This is a genomic window from Novosphingobium ginsenosidimutans (assembly GCF_007954425.1).
GTDB lineage: Bacteria > Pseudomonadota > Alphaproteobacteria > Sphingomonadales > Sphingomonadaceae > Novosphingobium > Novosphingobium ginsenosidimutans.
This window is the reverse complement of sequence record NZ_CP042345.1, coordinates 3,099,166-3,118,872: the sequence shown is the minus strand read 5'-3', so window position 1 is coordinate 3,118,872 and position 19,707 is coordinate 3,099,166. Positions and strand designations below refer to the sequence as shown.

At 64.9% G+C, this 19,707-nt stretch carries 17 protein-coding genes and 3 pseudogenes; 9 read left to right on the top strand and 11 right to left on the bottom strand.

Annotated elements, in window-relative coordinates; all coding sequences use genetic code 11:
* Positions 1–57: 57 nt before the first annotated feature.
* The 5 genes and pseudogenes from purB to FRF71_RS15550 all read right to left on the bottom strand — a co-directional run bounded on the left by purB (position 58) and on the right by FRF71_RS15550 (position 3,130).
* Positions 58–1,342 (bottom strand): annotated as a pseudogene (purB, locus tag FRF71_RS15365) (adenylosuccinate lyase).
* A 58-nt stretch (positions 1,343–1,400) separates the two neighbouring features.
* Positions 1,401–2,324, bottom strand: a pseudogene (locus tag FRF71_RS15360) (OmpA family protein).
* Between the two features lie 119 nt (positions 2,325–2,443).
* A complete protein-coding gene (locus tag FRF71_RS15660) occupies positions 2,444–2,614 on the bottom strand; it encodes a hypothetical protein (RefSeq protein ID WP_238339302.1) in 171 nt (56 codons plus the stop codon).
* Between the two features lie 151 nt (positions 2,615–2,765).
* Positions 2,766–2,861 (bottom strand): annotated as a pseudogene (locus FRF71_RS15805) (VOC family protein); the annotation flags it as partial.
* The gene (locus FRF71_RS15550; protein WP_202878087.1) at positions 2,819–3,130 is read right to left on the bottom strand and encodes a VOC family protein; all 312 of its coding nucleotides are present in this window, start codon (positions 3,128–3,130) and stop codon (positions 2,819–2,821) included. The gene FRF71_RS15550 and the pseudogene FRF71_RS15805, both read right to left, overlap by 43 nt.
* Positions 3,131–3,338: 208 nt before the next feature.
* Between FRF71_RS15550 and FRF71_RS15750 the strand changes: the two genes are divergently transcribed.
* The 5 genes from FRF71_RS15750 (at position 3,339) to FRF71_RS15335 (ending at position 7,958) form a co-directional block, all read left to right on the top strand.
* Positions 3,339–3,557: an acyl-CoA dehydrogenase family protein gene (locus FRF71_RS15750; RefSeq protein WP_337678512.1), complete on the top strand. Its 219-nt coding sequence runs from the start codon at positions 3,339–3,341 to the stop codon at positions 3,555–3,557.
* Positions 3,558–3,571: 14 nt separating this feature from the next.
* Positions 3,572–4,387, top strand: coding sequence for an acyl-CoA dehydrogenase family protein (locus FRF71_RS15350; RefSeq protein ID WP_238339300.1), 816 nt, complete (start codon positions 3,572–3,574; stop codon positions 4,385–4,387).
* Positions 4,384–5,595: an acyl-CoA dehydrogenase family protein gene (locus FRF71_RS15345; RefSeq protein WP_147088626.1), complete on the top strand. Its 1,212-nt coding sequence runs from the start codon at positions 4,384–4,386 to the stop codon at positions 5,593–5,595. The genes FRF71_RS15350 and FRF71_RS15345 overlap by 4 nt, the downstream gene beginning before the upstream one ends.
* An 86-nt stretch (positions 5,596–5,681) precedes the next feature.
* Positions 5,682–6,839 (top strand): acyl-CoA dehydrogenase family protein, encoded by a 1,158-nt coding sequence (locus FRF71_RS15340; protein ID WP_147088625.1) that lies wholly within the window; start codon positions 5,682–5,684, stop codon positions 6,837–6,839.
* 141 nt (positions 6,840–6,980) lie between these two features.
* Complete coding sequence (locus tag FRF71_RS15335; RefSeq protein WP_147088624.1) at positions 6,981–7,958, top strand: NAD(P)H-dependent flavin oxidoreductase; 978 nt, start codon at positions 6,981–6,983, stop codon at positions 7,956–7,958.
* Here the strand turns inward: FRF71_RS15335 and FRF71_RS15330 are convergent.
* Positions 7,955–9,445, bottom strand: a complete 1,491-nt coding sequence (locus FRF71_RS15330; protein ID WP_147088623.1) for an acetyl-CoA acetyltransferase — start codon at positions 9,443–9,445, stop codon at positions 7,955–7,957. The two genes, FRF71_RS15335 and FRF71_RS15330, sit on opposite strands and share 4 nt — an antisense overlap.
* Positions 9,446–9,544: 99 nt before the next feature.
* Between FRF71_RS15330 and FRF71_RS15325 the strand changes: the two genes are divergently transcribed.
* Positions 9,545–10,792: an acetyl-CoA C-acetyltransferase gene (locus tag FRF71_RS15325; RefSeq protein WP_147088622.1), complete on the top strand. Its 1,248-nt coding sequence runs from the start codon at positions 9,545–9,547 to the stop codon at positions 10,790–10,792.
* Between the two features lie 5 nt (positions 10,793–10,797).
* On the top strand, positions 10,798–11,586 hold the full coding sequence (locus FRF71_RS15320) for an enoyl-CoA hydratase/isomerase family protein (RefSeq protein WP_147088621.1): 789 nt from the start codon (positions 10,798–10,800) through the stop codon (positions 11,584–11,586).
* On the opposite strand, the gene FRF71_RS15315 is transcribed toward FRF71_RS15320, so the two are convergent.
* Together FRF71_RS15315 and FRF71_RS15310 are read right to left on the bottom strand one after the other, a co-directional pair.
* Positions 11,573–12,136, bottom strand: coding sequence for a methyltransferase domain-containing protein (locus tag FRF71_RS15315; protein ID WP_147088620.1), 564 nt, complete (start codon positions 12,134–12,136; stop codon positions 11,573–11,575). The two genes, FRF71_RS15320 and FRF71_RS15315, sit on opposite strands and share 14 nt — an antisense overlap.
* Positions 12,137–12,271: 135 nt before the next feature.
* Positions 12,272–12,937: an energy transducer TonB gene (locus FRF71_RS15310; protein ID WP_161597854.1), complete on the bottom strand. Its 666-nt coding sequence runs from the start codon at positions 12,935–12,937 to the stop codon at positions 12,272–12,274.
* Positions 12,938–13,131: 194 nt separating this feature from the next.
* On the opposite strand from FRF71_RS15310, the gene FRF71_RS15535 reads away from it, so the two are divergent.
* Positions 13,132–13,764 (top strand): glutathione S-transferase family protein, encoded by a 633-nt coding sequence (locus FRF71_RS15535; RefSeq protein WP_192900019.1) that lies wholly within the window; start codon positions 13,132–13,134, stop codon positions 13,762–13,764.
* Positions 13,765–13,770: 6 nt separating this feature from the next.
* A complete protein-coding gene (locus FRF71_RS15305) occupies positions 13,771–15,366 on the top strand; it encodes an MBL fold metallo-hydrolase (RefSeq protein WP_192900018.1) in 1,596 nt (531 codons plus the stop codon).
* Here FRF71_RS15305 and FRF71_RS15300 read toward each other — a convergent pair.
* From FRF71_RS15300 to FRF71_RS15290, 3 genes are all read right to left on the bottom strand, one after another.
* On the bottom strand, positions 15,363–16,283 hold the full coding sequence (locus FRF71_RS15300) for a sensor domain-containing diguanylate cyclase (protein WP_147088618.1): 921 nt from the start codon (positions 16,281–16,283) through the stop codon (positions 15,363–15,365). The two genes, FRF71_RS15305 and FRF71_RS15300, sit on opposite strands and share 4 nt — an antisense overlap.
* Positions 16,284–16,520: 237 nt before the next feature.
* A complete protein-coding gene (locus FRF71_RS15295) occupies positions 16,521–17,195 on the bottom strand; it encodes a PilZ domain-containing protein (protein ID WP_147088617.1) in 675 nt (224 codons plus the stop codon).
* Positions 17,196–17,283: 88 nt separating this feature from the next.
* Positions 17,284–19,692, bottom strand: a complete 2,409-nt coding sequence (locus tag FRF71_RS15290) for a YbcC family protein (RefSeq protein WP_147091466.1) — start codon at positions 19,690–19,692, stop codon at positions 17,284–17,286.
* Positions 19,693–19,707 lie beyond the last annotated feature (15 nt).

Genomic DNA, 19,707 nt, shown 5'->3' with positions numbered 1-19,707 from the left:
CCGTAGCCGTCAGCAACGTGCCGTGCGATGCTAGGCGGGATGACGGGGCAGGGCAAGTTACTCCCCGAAGACCCGGCTGAAGATCGTGTCGATCGCCTTGAAGTGGTAATCGAGGTTGAACTTTTCCTCGAGCTCGCCCGCGCTCATCACGGCCGCCACTTCCGGATCGGCCTTCAGCAGTTCGAGCAGGCTAAGCTGCCCATCGCTTTCCCACACCTTCATCGCATTGCGCTGGACCAGGCGGTAAGCGGCATCGCGCTCAAGCCCGGCCTGGGTAAGCGCCAGCAGGACGCGCTGCGAGTGGACCAGCCCGCCCATCTTATCGAGGTTCTTCTGCATCCGCTCCGGATAGACGAGCAGCTTGTCGACCACCGAGGTCAGACGGGCGAGGGCAAAGTCAAGCGTGATGGTTGCATCGGGTCCGATGAAGCGTTCGACCGAGGAGTGCGAAATGTCGCGCTCATGCCACAGTGCCACGTTCTCTAGCGCCGGGGTGACGGCCGAGCGGACCATGCGGGCCAGGCCCGTCAGGTTTTCGGTCAGCACCGGGTTGCGCTTGTGCGGCATGGCCGACGAGCCCTTTTGCCCTGGGGAGAAGTACTCCTCGGCCTCAAGCACTTCGGTGCGCTGAAGATGGCGGATCTCGACCGCGAGGCGTTCGATCGAGCTGGCAATCACGCCCAGCGTCGCAAAAGAACATGGCGTGGCGATCGCGCGGGATGACCTGGGTTGAAACTGGTTCGACCGCAAGGCCGAGCTGCTCGGCAACATATTCCTCAACCGAGGGGTCAATGTTGGCGAAGGTACCGACCGCGCCGGAAATCGCACAGGTTGCCACTTCGGCGCGGGCAGCCAGCAGGCGGGTCTTGCAGCGGCTGAACTCAGCATAAGCTTCGGCCAGCTTCTTGCCGAAAGTGGTTGGCTCGGCATGGATGCCGTGGCTGCGGCCGATAGTCGGGTGTATTTGTGCTCAAGGGCGCGGCGCTTGATTGGCGAGTAGCTCGTCGAGATCGGCCAGCAAGATGTCACTCGCTCGGGCCAGCTGGACCGCCAGGGTGGTGTCGAGCACATCAGAACTGGTCATGCCCTGGTGCATGAAGCGTGCTTCGGGGCCGACCTGCTGGGCCACCCAGTCAAGGAAGGCGATCACGTCGTGCTTGGTAACGGCCTCGATCGCATCGATCGCGGCAACGTCGATTGCCGGATTGGTCGCCCACCAGTCCCACAGCGCCTTGGCCCCGCTCGGCGGCACGACGCCCAGGTCACCCAGCTTCTGTGTGGCGTGGGCCTCAATCTCGAACCAGATGCGGAAGCGGGCTTCCGGCTCCCAGATCGCGACCATTGCGGGGCGGGCGTAGCGGGGACCATGGTTCGACTCCTAGCGGCTGCTCGGGGAGCCGCTAGGGGGCGTGGCCGTTAAAGGCAAGGGTGAGCATTGCCCACCCCCGCAGCGTCCTATTCGAGCCCGTCGACGCTTTGCTGACAAGGATATTAACCGCAACGCGGCGGTTCTGTGCCTTGCCCTCTTCAGTCGTGTTGTCCGCCAGCGGATCAGCCTCGGCCATGCCGGTCGGGTCAGCACGCGATAGGGCTTCCAGCGGCAGGCCTGCTGCAGGTAGTTGATCACGCTGCTCGCCCGCTTTTCGCTAAGGGTCTGGTTGTATTCCTCGCTGCCGACCGAGTCGGTGTACCCGACCACCAGCAGCAGAGCGTTGTTTGGTCGCTTCGGCCTGCTGGGCAGCGTTGCACAGCTCCATCTTGGCCTGCGGCGAAAGCTGCCACTTGCCGGTATCGAAGAACACGTTGGTCGTGCCCTTGATGTTGTAATTGTCAATATCGGCCATGCGTCCGCGCAGCGCCTGGTGGCGGCGGTCTGCTCGGCAAACTGCTGCTCGGTACCATTGCGGATCATCATCGCGGTCTTGAAATCGTTGTTCTTGAAGCTGACCTGGCTGGCCAGCAGACCTGGCCAGCCTGCATGGTCTTGACGGTCACCGGCAGGCCATTGAGCAGCGATGCCGTGGTGGGCTTGGCACCCTTGCTGCCAAACAGGCCGCTGCTGGCCTTGATCTTGGTCGTCTCGTTGACCGCCACCACCGTGCTGGTGCCATCGGCGGCGGTGATCTTCAGCCGGTCACCCTTGCGAGACGTGATTACGCCCTTCAGCTCAGGCCCGGGCGTCATTGCGCTCATATCGGGCAGCGGTTCGCCGTGACGACGATATTCGGATCGTTGTTGACCTGGGCCGAAAGGCCGGCCGACATCGGAATGGCGAGCATGCCGAGCAAGGCAAACGCCGCCGGCTTGTTTGAATTGAGCCGCATTAGATCAGTCCTTCCATGCGCAACTGCGCCCCCAACCGCGCTGCCAGAGGAATGGGCGTGGCAGGTCAATAGCGTACGCGGGGGTTTGGGGCGAGGGTGCGGTGAACCGTTTTCAGACGCTACGCGGGGACCGGCGGCTCGTCATAACTGCCTTGCTTCGTAATCGCCTCATCCGGTGTCGCCAGGATGTGCTTAAGCGCTTCGGGCGGATAGGCCAGGTTGGGGACCGACGGATTGAAGGCGGGCTGAGACACCGGGCTCTGCACAGTGCACGGCGGCGGGTTGAGCATGGCCTCGGCCTCCTCGCCGGGAGATGCCGCATTCGGCCAACATTCTGGGATCGACCCAATGTGCCGCATCAAGCTCGGCCACTTGGCAGGATACTTCCAGCGTCAGCCCTTCCGGCCCGGCGAAGTAGATCGAGCGGCAAAAGCCGTGGCCAATCGGGCCGATCGCGGGAATGCCGTGGCTGCGGATCCGGTCGCGCATGGCGATCAGGCCCTCGGGATCGGGGACGCGGAAGGCGATGTGCTGCATCGTCCCCTTGGCGCATTTACCCGCGCCGGTCCCGGCATGGGTAATGCCGATCGTGCTGGGATCTCGTCAATCCCGGCCAGTTCGACGACTGAGAAGTAGCTCTCCGGCCCCATTTCCAGGAAGGCATGCTTGCCGCCGGGCACGCCGTGCATCTCGAACAGGCCCTTCAGCGGAAAGCCCATCACCTGGGTGAAGAAAGTAAGCTGCGCCTTCATGTCCGCGCTCATGATCGCGATGTGGTGGATCCCGTTCGGCTGCTGGACGCGCATCGGCCTCTCCTCGTGCGTTACGGGACAAAGGCTAACACGCGCCGATCCGCTTCGGCAACGGCTTGCGGGCAGCGCGCGGGCAGTTTAATCAAGCGATTAAATCGCCGCTGCCCGGGTTCACCCCGGCGGCAGGCGATGGCACCGAAAGGGACAGGAAAGCAGATATGTCAATCCTTTATGATGAAGGGCAGCAAGCGATCGCGACCGAATCGCGGCGCGTGCTCGATGCCCGGGCGAGCAAGGATGCCTGCTCAAGCTGCTCGAACAGGTCGGCGAACATGACGCCCCGTTCTGGGATACGGCGGTCGAGCAAGGCTGGACCGCGCTGGCCGTGCCGGAAGAGCATGGCGGGCTGGGCCTCGGCTGGTCGAACTGGGCCTGGTTGCCCAGGCGAGCGGCGCGGCTACGGCCGGTGCGCCGTTCCTGACGCCGGGTTTCGGCGTGACCCACGCGCTGGTCGCCGCAGGCAATGCGGATGCTGCGGCCAAGTATCTGCCGCAAATCGCCGCTGGCGAAGCGCGCGGTGCGGTGGCTTTTGCCGAAGGGACCGACATCCTCCCCGCAGCGCCGGCCACCAGGTTTGCCGACGGCAAGCTGACCGGCAGCAAGCCGGCCGTGCCGGGCGGGCTCAAGGCCGAGCTGGCGCTGGTCTGGGCCAGCGGTGCCAACGGCCCGGTCCTAGCGCTGGCCGAACTCGCCGGGGCCGAGCGCAAGGCGGTTTCGAGCTTTGACAACAGCCGGCTCTATGCCGACCTCACCTTTGCCGGCACCCCGGCGACCGTCCTGGCCGAAGGCGCGGCGGCCACCGCGCTGGCCCGCGAAGTGCTCGCCCGGATGGCCGTGGTCACCGCGCACGAGCAGGTCGGTGGGGCCGAGGCATTGCTGCACATCGCGCGTGACTATGCCGTCACCCGCAAGGCCTTTGGCCAGCTGATCGGCGCGTTCCAGTCGGTCAAGCACCGCATTGCGGAGATGTACGGCCTGGTCGAGATCGCCCGCGCCAACTGCATCCACGCCGCAGCCAGCGCCGGCACCGATGGCTTCCTGCTGGCCGCGGCCGATGCCCGACTGACCGCAACCGAAGCCTATGACACCTGCGCGCGCGACTGCGTGCAGATCCACGGCGGGATCGGGGTGACCTGGGAACAGGGCCTCCACCTCCACATGCGCCGGGCCCGCAGCCTGGCAATCGAGCAGGGCAACCTGCTGTTCTGGGAAGACCTGCTGGTCGAAACGCTGACGGGAGAAGCCGCATGAGCGAGATCGAAACCTACCGCGCCCAGGCCCGCGCCTGGCTGGAAAGCGTAGCCCCGAAGTATTCCCGCGCGGCGCGGGGCAAGCTTAACCTCTCGGTTGAGGAAGACCTGGCGCTGGGCCGCCAGTACATGGCCGAAAAGTATGATGCCGGTTACGCCGGGATCAACTGGAAGACCGAGATCGGCGGGCAGGGCCTGTCGAACATGCACAAGATCGCTTTCGATGCCGAGGAAATGCAGTTCGGCATGCCGAACGTCTATTTCGGCATTTCGCTGGGCATGCCGATTCCGATCCTGATCCACTATGGCCAGGACCGCGCCTGGGTGAAGGAGCGCGTGATCAAGGCGCTGCGCGGTGAGGAAATCTGGTGCCAGCTGTTCTCCGAACCTTCGGGCGGGTCTGACCTGGCTGCGCTGCGCACCAAGGCCGAGCCCGATGGCAACGGCTGGCGGATGACCGGGCAGAAGGTCTGGACCTCCTGGGCGCAGTACTGCGACTACGGCGTGATCGTGGTCCGCACCGACCCGACCGTCGAAAAGCACAAGGGCCTGACCTATTTCTGGGTCGATATGAAGGCCGAGGGCGTCGAAGTCCGCCCGATCAAGCTGGCCGGCGGCGACAGCCACGTGAACGAGGTGTTCTTCGATGCCGTGCGTCTGGAAGACAGCCAGCGCATGGGCGAGGTTGGCGGCGGCTTCGGCGTTGCGCTGCACACGCTGATGATCGAACGCTACATAGCCACCGACAGCGCCGGGTTCGGCCCGCATCTCGATCTGTTTGTCGATACAACCAAGGAACTGACGATCAACGGCAAGCCGGCAATCAAGGATGGCCGCATTCGCTCGGCCATTGCCCGGAACCATGCGATGCGCGCCGGGCTGGACAGCATCACCAAGCGCGCCTTTGCAATGATGCAGGCCGGGATGCAGCCGGGGCCGGAAGGGTCCCTGCAGAAACTGGTCGCGGTGCGCAGCCGGCAAAAACTTTCGGAAATGGCGCTCGACCTGCAGGGCAACCAGGCCTTCGATTTCGATCCCCACGCCTATGTGAAGGAAGACTGGGGTACCAGCTGGCTCAATGCGCCCACGGGGCGCATTGCCGGGGGTTCGGACGAAGTCCTGCTCAACACCATCGCCGAAAAGGTGCTGGGCCTGCCGCAGGACCACCGCCCCGACAAGGGCGTGCCCTTCAACGCGATTCCGGCCTGATCGGCTGGCACTTTTCGTCATTGCGGGGAGCGGCGCGGCGGCGCCATCCGGCGCTCTGCTCCCCTGACGATTGACCTGGAATCTTGATGCCCGAATCCGAAGACCTGGCTGAAATCCGCCGCGCGGTGCAGGCCCTCTGCGCCGAGTTTCCGGGCGAATACTGGCGCGAGAAGGACCGCACCCGCGACTATCCGGGTGAGTTCGTCGATGCGCTGACCCAGGCCGGGTTCCTCGCCGCGCTGATCCCGGGTGACTACGGCGGATCGGGCCTCAAGCTCGATGCCGCCGCAGTGATCATGGAAGAAATCCAGGCCGCTGGCTGCAACGGGGCCAGCGCCCACGCGCAGATGTACATCATGAACACGCTGCTGAAATACGGCAGCGAGGACCAGAAGCGTGCCTATCTGCCCGGCATCGCCGATGGCTCGCTGCGGCTCCAGGCCTTCGGCGTGTCGGAGCCGACCAGCGGCACCGATACGCTGTCCTTGCGCACTGTCGCGGTGCGCGATGGCGATGAGTACGTCGTCAACGGCCAGAAGATCTGGACCAGCCGGGCCGAGCATTCCGATCTGATGTTGCTGCTCGCCCGCACCACCCCGCGTGAGCAGGTGGAGAAGAAGACCGAGGGCCTGTCGATCTTCCTGGTCGACATGCGCAAGGCTGTCGGCAGCGGGATGATGATCAAGCCGATCCGCACGATGATGAACCACTCGACCACCGAGGTGTTCTTCGATGACCTGCGCATTCCGGCGAGCAGCCTGATTGGCGAGGAAGGCAAGGGCTTCCGCTACATCCTCTCGGGCATGAACGCCGAGCGGATCCTGATCGCGGCCGAGTGCATTGGCGATGCCAAGTGGTTCATCAACAAGGCCAGCGACTATGCCAAGGAGCGCAAGGTCTTTGGCCGCCCGATCGGTCAGAACCAGGGCGTCCAGTTCCCGATCGCGCGCTGCTATGCGCAAATGCGCGCGGCGGAACTAATGGTCCACCATGCCGCCCAGGTCTACGACGCCGGCGGCAATCCGGGGGCTGAGGCCAACATGGCCAAGATGCTGGCGAGCGAGGCCAGCTGGGCCGCCGCCGACATGTGCGTCCAGACCTTCGGCGGCTTCGGCTTTGCCGAGGAATACGATGTCGAGCGCAAGTTCCGCGAGGCGCGGCTCTATACCGTCGCGCCGATCAGCACCAACTTGATCCTGTCCTATCTGGCCGAGCATGTCCTCGGCCTGCCGAGAAGTTATTGAGAGTGATCGCACTTGTAAACTTCGTCACCCCGGCCCTGAGCCGGGGTCCCGCTTGTTTCAAGAACAGCGGGACCCCGGGTCAAGCCCGGGGTGACGGAATCTGACAGACTGAGATGTAACGGAACTGAGGGAGGAATACCGATGGCCATCAAGACCCGCATCACCGAACTGCTCGAGATCGAGCATCCGATTGTCCAGGGCGGCATGCAGTGGGTGGGGGTGGCCGAAATGGCCAGCGCCGTGTCCAATGCCGGGGGCCTGGGCATTCTGACCGGCCTGACCCAGCCCAGCGCCGAAGCGCTCGCTGCCGAGATCGAGCGCTGCCGCGGCATGACCGACAAGCCGTTCGGCGTGAACATGACCGTGTTCCCCACGATCAACCCGCCAGACTATAAGGCCTATACCCAGGCGATCATTGATAGCGGGGTGAAGATCGTTGAGACCGCCGGTACGCCCGCCGTGCGCGAGCTGTGGGAAATGATGAAGCCCCACGGCATCAAGATCCTGCACAAGTGCACCGCTGTGCGCCACGCCCTTTCGGCCGAACGCGCCGGGGTTGATGTGATTTCGATCGACGGATTCGAATGCGCCGGTCACCCGGGCGAAGATGACATTCCCGGCCTGATCCTGATCCCCGCTGCTGCTGACAAGGTGAAGATCCCGATGCTGGCCTCAGGCGGCTTTGGCGATGGGCGCGGCCTCGCCGCCGCACTCGCGCTGGGTGCCGACGGGATCAATATGGGCACGCGCTTTACCGCGACGGTCGAAGCACCGATCCACCAGGCCTTCAAGGACGCGATGGTAGCGGGCGATGAACGCTCGACCGACCTGATCTTCCGCACCTTCCGCAACACCGCGCGCGTGGCGAAGAACGAGATCAGCCAGCAGGTCGTCGCCGCCGAGCGCGAGGGCAAGGACTTCAGCGCCGTGGCCGATCTGGTCAAAGGCGTGCGCGGCCGGGAAGGACTGCAGACCGGCGATACCAATCACGGCATCTGGTCAGCCGGCATGATCCAGGGCCTGATCCACGATATCCCGACCTGCGAAGTGCTGGTCAATCGAATCGTCAAGGATGCCGAGGCGATCATCAAGGGCCGCCTCGCCGGGATGGTGAGCTAAGCGAAACTCCAGGTCCGCAAGGGTTCGCCGGCAGTAATCGTGCCGCTGGCCCCCACGGGCTCTGCCCCTTCGCCCTGCAGGCGGGCGATGGTCGCGACATCATTGGTCGGCACATGGGCGAGGGTGCGTTTGCCTTCGCCCGTGCGCGCCACCACCACGCCAGAGCGCGGCTGCCCTTCACGGTCGTAGAACACGGTATAGCTCTCGACCGTCGCAGCGCCGGTATAGTCGTGATCCAGTTCCGGCACCGGGCCGCGCGCGGCATCGGCTTCGGCCTGGAAATCGAAGGAGCGGGGGAAGCTGGCCGCCGGGATCGGCGCGGTGCTGACCGCGATGGTGTGGTTGTGGGTGGCATAGCCGCCATTGGCGAAGAGCAGACCCGTACCGCCGGTGCCGCGCAGCTTCTCGACCATGGAGGCGACCGCGTGGCTCATGTAGTTGCCGATCGGCCCGCCGCCAAAGGTCAGCCCGCCGAACACGGTCGCGGCCTTGTCGACCGGCCAACCGAGCACCCGCCGCGCCATCTTCGGCACGCAGGGGAAGCAGGAATAGAGCTCGACCGCGTCGAGATCCGCAACCGATAGCTGGTTGAGCTCCATCGTCTTGCGGATCGAAACTTCCATCCCGGCACTGTGGACATAGCCGTCGCGCGCCAGGAACGAGTTCGATTCATGCGCCGCTGCGCCGTTGCCGACATAGATCCACTTGTCCTCGGCAATGCCGCGCCGCCGCGCTTCGCCGGCTGACATCACGATGAACCCGGCGCCCTGATTGACCGCCGCATTGGCGACCTGGAACTTGGTATAGGGAAAGGCGATCGGGCGGTTGTTGTCACCCGGCGTGATCACCTCCGCGGCGCTGACCGGCTTGCGGATCCAGGCCGCCGGATTGCTGGCGGCGACCTCCGAAAAGCGGCTCCAGATTTCGCCGCTCTCAGCCTGTCCTTCGGCCAGCGTCTGGCCCAGGTGAGCGCGCAGCGCGTTCTCGTAAAGCGGGTAGACGTCGGTCGGGACGACTAGCCCATGGCTCTGGGCATAGCCCACCTTCACCCGGTGCGTGGCGTCACGCAGCGCATCGACCTTCTTGCCGCCCTGGACCGCAGCCTTGCGCGCGCCAGCGGTGCGCAGGGCCTCGGCCCCGGTCACCAGGGCGATCTTGATCTCGCCTGCGCCGATCTTGTTGGCGGCCTCGTTCAGCAGCAGGATCGGACTGTCGCCATTGGGGCCCTTTGACTGGACCAGTTCGGCATGGCTGGCCCCCAGTGCTTCGGCGACCGGGCCGCTGGCATCGGTTATCTCCGGAAAGGCGATCTGTGCGACAACGCCGATCCAGTCCGCATCGGTCAGCAGGGTGGCGCCCGCATCCGCCTCGGCCGCGCGCAGGGCATCGGCCATCAGCGTCACCGGATCGCGGCCATCCAGCGGGTTTTCCGGCCGGTCGTTGATCTGTCCGACGCCAACGATGACGGGCAGCAGGTCGGGGTTCATCGTTCTATCCCTTGCGCAATTTAATTGATCGGTTAAACCAGTGTCAAAGCAGGTTTGAACCTGCCCCGCAACTGCATTTCATATCAAGGAGGAGCCACCATGGCCGAAGCCTATATCATTGACGCTGTTCGTACCCCGCGCGGGGTTGGCAAGCCGGGCAAGGGTGCGCTCTCGCACCTTCACCCGCAGCACCTTGCCGCCACTGTGCTCAAGGCGATCAAGGACCGCAACGGGATCGACACCAGCACGGTCGATGACATCATCTGGTCGACCTCCAGCCAGAACGGCAAGCAGGGCGGTGACCTGGGCCGCATGGCCGCGCTAGCGGCAGGCTATGACATCTCGGCCAGTGGCACCACGCTGGACCGGTTCTGCGGCGGCGGCATCACTTCGGTAAACCTTGCCGCAGCGACGATCATGTCGGGCATGGAAGACTGCGTCATTGCCGGCGGGACCGAGATGATGAGCTACACCGCTTCTTTCGCCGCCGAACAGGCCAATGCCGGCATTCCGCCGCGCCTGATGGGTTCGGGCAACGAAGCGCTCGACGTGCTGCACCCGCAGAGCCACCAGGGCGTGTGCGGCGATGCGATTGCCTCGATGGAAGGGATCAGCCGCGAGGCGCTCGATGCGCTGGCGCTCGTCAGCCAGGAACGCGCCGCCCGCGCAATCCGTGAAGGCCGGTTCGATCACTCGCTGATCACCGTCTATAACGAGGACGGCACAGTCGCGCTGGATCACGAAGAATTCCCGCGCCCCGAAACCACCGCCGAAGGCCTTGCCGCGCTGAAGCCCAGCTTCGCGCAGCTGGCCGATTTCGACATTGGCGGCACGACCTTCCGCAAGCAGATCAATCGCCGCTATCCGGACCTCAAGATCGAGCACTTCCACCATGCCGGCAATAGCTCGGGCGTGGTCGACGGCGCGGCTGCGATCCTGATCGCCTCGCCCAAATATGCCGAAAAGCATGGCCTGAAGCCGCGCGGCCGGATCGTCGCCTATGCGAACCAGGGCGATTGCCCCACGCTGATGCTTAATGCCCCGGTTCCGGCAGCCAAGAAGGTGCTGGAAAAGGCCGGTCTCAAGGTTGAGGACATCGACGTCTGGGAAATCAACGAGGCCTTCTCGGTCGTCGCCGAAAAGTTCATCCGCGACCTCGATCTTGATCGGACCAAGGTCAACATCAACGGCGGCGCGATGGCGCTGGGTCATCCGATCGGCGCTACCGGCTCAATCCTGATCGGCACCGCCCTGGATGAGCTGGAGCGTTCGGGCGGCCGGTATGGCCTGGTCACCATGTGCGCCGCTGGCGGCATGGCCCCGGCGATCATTATCGAACGGATCTGATCCACATGAGCGCCCTGATCTGCGAGATCTCCGATCACATCGCCACCATCACGCTCAACCGGCCCGAGCGGATGAACACCATCTCCTCGGCTATGTTGGATGAGCTGACGAAGACGCTGGTGGCCGTGAACGAAGATCCCGCAGTCAGGGTGGTTATCCTGACCGGGACGGGCCGGGCGTTTTGCGCCGGGCTTGACCTCAATGAGGCGTCCTCGGGCGAGGGGATCGGTTCGCCCAACCGCAAGTTCCCGGCCACAATCGACCTGCGCAATACCCCGCCGACAGTCCTCTTCGCGATGGATAAGCCGGTGATCTGTGCGCTCAACGGCTCGGCCGCGGGCTATGGAATGGACCTGGCGCTCGGCTGCGACATCCGCATCATGGCCGACAATGCCAAGCTTGCTGCCGCCTTCGTCAAGCGCGGGATCGTGCCGGAAAGCGGCGGCACCTGGTTCCTGCCGCGCATGCTCGGCTGGGCCAAGGCGGCGGAGATCATCTTCACCGGCCGGACCCTGAGCGCGGCCGATTGCCTGGCCGAAGGCCTCGCCAACCATGTCGTCCCGGCAGAGGAATTGGGCGCAAAGGCCCGCGCCATGGCCGAGGAAATCGCAGGCAATGCGCCGCTCGCCGTGCTGGCGTCCAAGCGGATGATGCGGATGGGGCTGGAAGAAGGATTCGAAACCCACGTCCAGCACGTTTACCTGCAACTGCTGCCGCTGTTTGCCAGCGATGACTTCAAGGAAGGTGTCCAGTCCTTCCTTGAGAAGCGTCCCGCCCAGTTCAAGGGGCGCTAAGGCGGCGGCGCCAGGCCCTGCGGGTTCGGCCCTTTATTGCTGGCAGTCCACGCAAGGGCTCAAGCAGCGCCGCAAACTCTTGGTTGAGCGAAGTCCATTCGCGAATCGCGAACAGCTCTTCGATCCGCCTTCGCCAGAAATGGTCATCCTCGATGATTAGGTGCGCGTTCCGACCATCTGCCAATATCTTGCGAGCGGGGCGGGTTGAAACAACCACGAAGCAAGCCAGTCGCGACAGACTGTAAAGATGGTCGAGGACATCATCGAGACAGTCCGGTTCAATATGCTCAAGCACGTCCGTGCATACTACCAAATCAACTGGTAGCGGCGGGCGGTCCTTGCCGACGATGGCGGGATCGAATTCGCAAATCGGGAAATCGACCGCCTTGGCTAGCGTGCCTTGGCCACAGCCATAGTCCAACACCGAAGTCGCCCTATAGCGCGCAACCAAATCAGTCACCGCTTCGGCCCATTTCTGGCCACTGTGGCCATAACTTCCCCCGGCGTGGAGGTCGGCGTTCATCGCCCTGTATTCCTTAGAAATCAGCATTGGGGGTAGGATTCCGGAAGCTTGCTCCAGCGCAATGGGACAAACATCTGTCGACTGGCCCAACGCGTCAAGCTGTCTCGATACAATTGTGGCACAAGCCGAGCCGGGGGAGGCCGGCTCCCCCGGCACAAACTTCTAATCCCTAGGCAACTGCCAGCGTACCGCGCCCGTGTAGCTGCCCGCCACCAGTGCGCCAGTGCTGTCGCTGGCAGGTTCGAATTTGCCGCGCAGCATCAGCTTGTCGCAGGCCGCCTGATCGAGCGCCTCGGTACCGCTGGAGCCGGTCACTTCGCAGCCGATGACCTTGCCGTTGGTGCCGACGCTCAGTCGGAACTTCACGACCCCTTCGGCCTCGCTCCGGATCGCGCTCTGCGGATAGTCATTGGTGGTGACCCACAGGCCCGGATTGCCCTTGGGCCGCGCCGGCTTGGTCGCGAAGGTGGGGCCGGGCGAGGGGGTGGGGCCGGGGAAGGTGACCTCATCGATTCCCAAGCCGCGGTCGCCGGTGCCGATCGGGGGAAGTTCGATCGGCCCGGGCTGGTCGAAGGGATTGCGCGTGTCGGGCGGCGGGGGCGTTACCAGCGTGGTCGTGTCCGGCCTGCCGTGCGGGGTGACGGTCGGAGTCGGTTTGGGCGTCGCTGGCTCGGGCAGGAAGATCGTTTTGATCTCCGGTTCGATCTTGGGAATGATCGTCGCGGCCAACCCCGTCACCAGGGCATAACCGGCGGCAACATGAATTGCCCCGACCATCGCCAGCGTGCCCAGGCGGCGGTTGGAATTGATGGTATCGACATAGGTCATAAGCACCTCTCCATCCTCTTGGCGCCCGGGGCGCCCTGCCATCTGGAGCGGGCCGAGTCGCACCGGGCGACTGCCTTTTGTGTAACATGATAACATCACATAACAATGCCAGAAATGCAGGTTTCCGTAACGTCAACCAGTTGCCAATCGCAATTGATCTTGGCCCTGCTAGTGTTTCCGAAAAGGAGGGACCGATGCCGATTCTCTATGACTATCCCCGCGCCCCCAGTCCGCGCCGGGCCCGGATCCTGCTCGCCGAAAAGGGCATCGCGCATGAGACGAAGATCGTCGACCTGGCCGCGGGTGAGCACCAGTCCCAAGCCTACCGTGCGGTCAATCCGGGGCTGACCGTTCCGGCGCTGGTGCTGGAAGATGGGACCGTGCTGACCGACAACGCCGGGATCGCCGCCTGGGCTGAGGCTTTCAAGCCCGACCCGCCGCTGCTTGGCACCACGCCAGTCGACAAGGCCGAGATCGCCAGCTGGAACTCCAAGGCCGAGGGTGAGTGCCTGATGGCCATTGCCGAAGCCATGCGCAACACCGCCCCGGCGATGAAGGACCGCGCGCTGCCTGGTCCGGTCAATTATGCCCAGATCCCCGAACTGGCCGAACGCGGCAAGGCGCGGCTGCTGCACTTCCTGGACAAGCTCGATGCCCACCTGGCAGATCGCGATTATCTGGCCGCCAGCGGGTTCTCGATTGCCGACATCACCTGCGGCGTCGCGGTCGACTTTTCGCGGGTGCTGCGGATCGATCCGGGTGAGGGGCGGCCCAACGTCGCCGCCTGGCGCGCCCGGCTCGCCGCGCGGCCTAGCTGGAGCCTGTAGCGCCAGATGACTCTCTCGCTCACCGTTCACGGCGCCGCCCAGACGGTCACGGGTTCGTGCCACGAGCTGCGAAGCGGCAAATCCCGCATCCTCCTCGATTGCGGGCTGTTCCAGGGATCGCGCTCGCTCGAGGCGCTCAACCACGAACCCCTGCCGTTCGATGTCCACGGCCTGGATGCAGTGGTGTTGAGCCACGCCCATATCGACCACAGCGGCCAGCTGCCGCGGCTCAGCGCCGCTGGCTATAAAGGGCCGATCTGGTGCACCGAAGAAACGGCCGAACTGCTTCAGTTCATGCTCGCCGATGCGGGCCGCATCCAGGAATACGAAGCCGAACGCCGCAATCGCCGCCGCGACCGGGCGGGCGATGATCCGTTCAAGCCGATCTATACCGAAGCCGATGCCATTGCCGCCGCCCGGTTGGCGCGGGTGGTGAAGCTGGGGGAATGGATCGAACCCGCCCCCGGGTTTCGCTGCCGGCTGTGGAACGCGGGCCATATCCTGGGGTCGGCCTCGATCGAGGTTGAGGCAGAGGGCACCCGGCTGCTCTATTCGGGCGATATCGGTCCAGACAACAAGGCCTTCCATCCAGACCCCGCTGCGCCCGCCGGGTTCGATCACGTGATCTGCGAAAGCACCTATGGCGATCGCACGCGCACCAAGGTCAGCATTGCCGAGCGGCGGCAACTGCTGGAGGCGGAGATCCTTGCCGCCCGGGCGCGCGGCGGCAACCTGGTGATCCCGTCCTTCGCGCTTGAGCGGACCCAGGAGCTGTTGCTCGATATCGCCACGCTATCCAGCGCCGGGCGGATCGGCAATGCGATGGTCTTCGTCGATAGTCCGCTGGCTAACAAGGCAACCACCGCCTTCCGCAAATATGTCGACCAGCTGGAGGATACCGGCGGGCGCGATGTCTTCGGCCACCCATCAATCCGCTATGTTAATGACGTGGCGGAATCCATGAAGCTCAACACCATGTCAGGCGCGATCATCATGGCCGCATCGGGCATGTGCGAGGCGGGCCGGATCCGCCACCACCTGTTCTACAACCTGCCGCGCCGCGATTCGACGATCCTGTTTGTCGGCTTCCAGGCTGAAGGATCGCTCGGCCGGGTAATCCTGGAAGGGGCCAAGCGGGTGCGGATATCGGGCCGCGACGTGCAGGTTCGGGCCCAGGTGCGCGAGATTGTCAGCTATTCCGCCCATGCCGACCAGACCGAATTGCTGGCCTGGATTGCCGAACGCGGGCCGATTGCGGGCAGCCTGCTGCTCGATCACGGTGAGAAAGGTGCAATTGAAGAGCTGCGGCGGCTGGCTGAAAGCCAGGCGCTGGCGCCATCACTGATCGTGCCAGAGATCGGCGAAACCTGGGAACTACCGCCCGGCCAACCGGCACGGCGGACGAAGACTGGCCGCACCGACCTCCGCCCCGCTCTGGGCCGCGACTGGCAGAACGACTATGCCGACCTTGCCACCAGCCTCAAGCGGCGGCTCGCGGCGATCCGCGATGCCGAGGCGCGGCAGAAGGCGATCGCTCAGATGCGGGCGGTGCTGGATAGCTATGGCGCCTATCGCGAGCACAAAAAGGGCAAGCACCACTAAGCCGCCGTCGCCTGTTCGCGCAGGGTCTGCCGCCAGGTCCAGGGCAAGCGCAAGCGGGAAGGGCACAAGCCGATCCGCGCCCGGCCGCGCGCCTTGGCATCGGTCACGGCGAGCTCGGCACAGCGCAGGCTGGCGTCGTTGTCGGGGCCGAGCAGGGCCAAGCCGATCGAAGCGGTGAAGGGCAGCTCGCCCCGCTGCGCGCCGCTGGCGACATTCGCGAGGGCGCTGGTAATTGCGCCCGCGGTCGTGCGCGCTTCAGACAGATCTGCCCCCGGCATTATCACAGCAAAGGTCTCGCCATCGGTGCGCGAAAGGATGTGATCGGGCCGCGTCACCTGCCGCAGCAGTCCGGCAAAGCTAACCAGAAGCCGATCGCCCGCCGCATGGCCGTAGCGCAGGTTGAAGACTCGGAAGCGGTCAAGATCCACCAGCGCCAGGGCACCCGGCACATCCTGCTCAGCCAGATGCGCCAGCATCGCCATAAATGCGGTGCGGTTGGTAAAGCCGGTCAGCGGGTCGGTCATCGCTGCGGCAAAGGCCTCGCGCTCCAGCCGCCGCCGTTCGGTGATCGAACGCAGTACGCAGATAGCGCCTAGGCTGTGGTCCGGGCCGAACGTGACCGGATCGATCCGCAGCTCATGCCACTCGCGCGCACCATTGGATCCGCGCAGGGCCAGTTCGATCCAGTCAGAGCGGCGGTCTTGGGCAAGTGCAGCGGCATAGGCCTGGCGCAATCGCTCGCGCTGGCGCGGCACCGCCAGATCCCACAACGGTCGCCCAATTGGATCGCCCGGCAAAGCCCCGCACAGTTCGGTGATTTGTCCTTGCCGATCGCAGGCCAGCGCGATCTCGCTGCTGACCCCGGCCCATAGCCGCAACAGCACGCCATCGCCGCGCGGCACGAAGTGTACCCCCATTTTCGTCGCCCCCGTTTCGAGCGCCGCCGTTGGCCAAGGTGCCCCCTCGCCAGACTTGCGCCGTTAGCCAATTCTCGCACCCTGCCGCCTTGACCTTGTTAGCCTTGTAAGCTAACAAATATATAAGCGAATCAGTGTGTTAGATATTGTTTACCATGTTTGAGGCTGTTGATAAGCGGTCTCTCGCGGGTGACCGTGATTGGGTATGCCTGCTACCTTCGGCCCGCGCGGGAACCGTCAAAGTTCGATCAGGATCCGCACCCGGGTTGGCAGGGTTCCGGCTGCCGCCGCGATCTTCACGCGCGCCTCTTCGACCAATTGAGTAACCTGGTTGTTAGGCTCGGTACCGGTCAGCGCGGTTTCCTCCACGCCCAGGCAGGCGGCCAGCAGGCCCAGACGATGCGGGGCAGGGCGCGCGCGGTCCTGCTCCCAGGCCCAGACGGTCGGGCGACTCACGCCCAAAGTGCTTGCCACCTGGCCCAGAGTCATGCCGCGGGCGTGGCGCGCTGCGGCCAGGCGCCGGCCCAGGGTCGGGCCGGCCGGGGCGGGGGCAACCGGCCTCTCTGGCTCGGGCGCAGCTGGCGCTACGACCCCGCGCAGCTGACTGGCGCTCAGCGTGGCGCGGTTGACCGGCGCGCTAAAGCGGCAACCGTGGAGTTGACCGCTGACCCAGATCACTTCGGCTTCAACGGTCCCCGCCTCGGGCAGGGTCAGGTTGAACCATTCGCCTACCGCCAGCGGCTGTGCGGTTTCCATCAGCAGGCCGCTTTCGGAGATATTGTGCACCGTTACATTGGCCTGGGAGCCGTTGAGTTCTCCCGTCACTTCCAGCCGCAGGTTACGGCGCTGGGCGCGCTCGCCAGGGGCGGTCTCGGGGGCGGGGTTAGGGTCGATCCGTCCTGCAATAGCCATGCCCCCGGGGTGACCGGGCAGGAGTTAAGAAGTCCTTACCCGCGCGGCGAACGGAGCCGAAAGATGCGATGATCCGTCGCTGCTCGCCCTAATCCGATCCATGCGGCTCGTCCTGCCAGCTCAGATTGCCAGCATAACGCTTTGCCAGCTGTCCGTTGTCGGCGATGACAAACAGGTGCAGCCAGCGGTTGTCGAACAGCGCCCGCACCTGCGGATGCTTTTCGAGGACCGCCGTGACCGCTTCGACGGGGGCTTCAAGGCAGACCGATAGCCGCAATGGCTCGTGCATCAGCTTCTCGCCATCGTGAACCGATTGCCATGCCAGGCCGGCGCGCATGTTGCCGCCATTTCCTTCAAGGACGCCGATCCCGCCAACAACGTTGTGCAGCAGCTTGTTTCCTGCCCCAAAGGCCGCCGGCGCAACAGTCGAGCCGTAGTATTGCAGGCTGATCCAGCTGGCGACGACGACTGGCGCGGTCAGGATCAGTTCGAGGACGGCGAAGCCATTTGTTGCATCCTTGCGCCAGTCATAATCGTGAAGGAAGGCTCTGCCATCCAGCGCGCAGCCGTGGGTGCGGGCGCGCGGCGCGGCGATGAAAGCCTTGCAACCGGCCAGGCCCCATTCGGGGCGCACTTCGGCCCAGTCCCGGGCGCGGCGAGCGATATCAGCCTGGCCATCGGCATGCGGCAGGCGCGCCGCGCGCTCGGCGCGGGCCAGGGCGCTGGCGTTGTCCAGCCAGGTGCGCACCTGGTTAAGGCCGGCCGGTGCTGCCTCGCTAAGGTCACCGTCGTAAAGCGTCACGCGGTCGGTAGTGGTATCATGCAAGGCAGCGATAAAGGCCGTGCCCTGCGGGATGTGGATCCCGCGCTCGGCCAGTCCGGCGCGCACGGCGCGATCGTTAAGCAAGCCGGCCAGAAGCCGGGCATTCACTTCGCCTGAGTAACCCCCGCAGGCGCCGCAGTTGAGACCGCTCGCATGCGGGTTGTTGGTTACATTGGCACCGTGTCCCGCGATCAGCACGATCGGTGCGAAGCGGGCGGTTAGCGACATCGCCTTGAGGATCGTCTCGGCCGCGCTGATCCGTGCGTCAGGCGTGAGGTCCGGGACAAGGCGCGGCATTGGCTCGTTCGGAGCCTTTGTTCCGTGCAACCCCAGCGCATCTCGCAGCAGCTTGACGGCATAGAGCGGCCCGGTCGCTTCCACGAACGCGAACGAGGATACGGCGGCAAGCTTGAAGCGGCCCCAGGCCCGCTTCGCGCGCAGGGCGAAGCGGGTGGTCTGGTCCTGCGCTGCGTGCCGCTCGTCGCCAGACACAGACTGAAGCGCGGGATTGAGCAGAACCGGCAAGCGGTGCTCGGCAGTATCGGAAGCAAAGCCGCGATGTTCGGTCGCCACTCCGAAGAACCCTGCGAAGCCGATGGTCTGGATGGCCGAATCGACACTTTCGAGTGCACGCCGGTACACTTCCGAACGCACGTCGATGCAAAATGCGGCCTGCAATGCCGGTTGGTCCTGGCGTTGTTGCGATCCGGTCATCGCCAGGCTTTCGGCCAGTTCGCGCTGCGATGCCCGCTCGGTTGCTTCCTGGAGGATCTCGTCAACCAGATCGTCGGCATCGGCCAGAGCTTCGCTTCCATGGTCGGCGCGGACGGCGGCCCATTGATGGGTGATCGCAGTCTGGTGCTGGAGATAGAGCGATTCTTCCCACAGCAAGCGGATGGCCAGCAGATCGGCCAGGGTCATATCGGTGTCGCCCCGCAGTTCCGCCTGCCAGAGCTTGTACCGCGCATATTGCGCCCAGCCGCCAAGCGTAAGGAGCAGCTGGTGAAAGTAGCTGGCCAGCGCCGCTTCATCGAGGTCCAGCGTGTTCACCGCGCGGCCTATCAAGGCCAGCGGATCCTGCGGCGCCTCGGCCACGATCCGGGCAAAGCCATGCAGCCCCATGATCTCGGGGGTCAGGTCATGGGTCGCATTGGACCGCCAGGCAGCCCATGCGGAGTGGCCGCGGATCACCGGCCACAACGCCTGACCTTCGTCGAAATAGCCAGCCAGCCATGATCCCATGCGGTCGGCCACAATGCCCGGCCAGTCGGTGCCGCTGGCCTTGGCTGCAAGCTCGGCAACGTTGGCCAATGCCGCCGGTGCGGGCCGATCAAGCGCAATCGCCGCCTGCAATTCAGCAAGGTTGGCGGGCTTGGCCGGGTGGCGTGATGCAGCCAGCGCGGCGGCAAGATCGGCCTCGGTGATGGACCCATTGGCGATCCGTTCGCGGTACCAGTCGCGCGGCATGGTCACCGGCACGCCGCCAACCTTGCGGAGCCGCGCAGCGGCGTCGGCAAGCGTCTCGCCCGTCTGGCCAAGGAACGGATTGACCGCGACCGAAGAGGCCAGCGGCCAGGCCGGCGGCACCTGCCGGACGGCATGGTCGATGGCTTCCCGAATTGCAGTGGTCACGGCGATGGGCTCGAATGCGGCGGCGGAAAACTGCGCTGTCATTGGATGGAGTCCTTG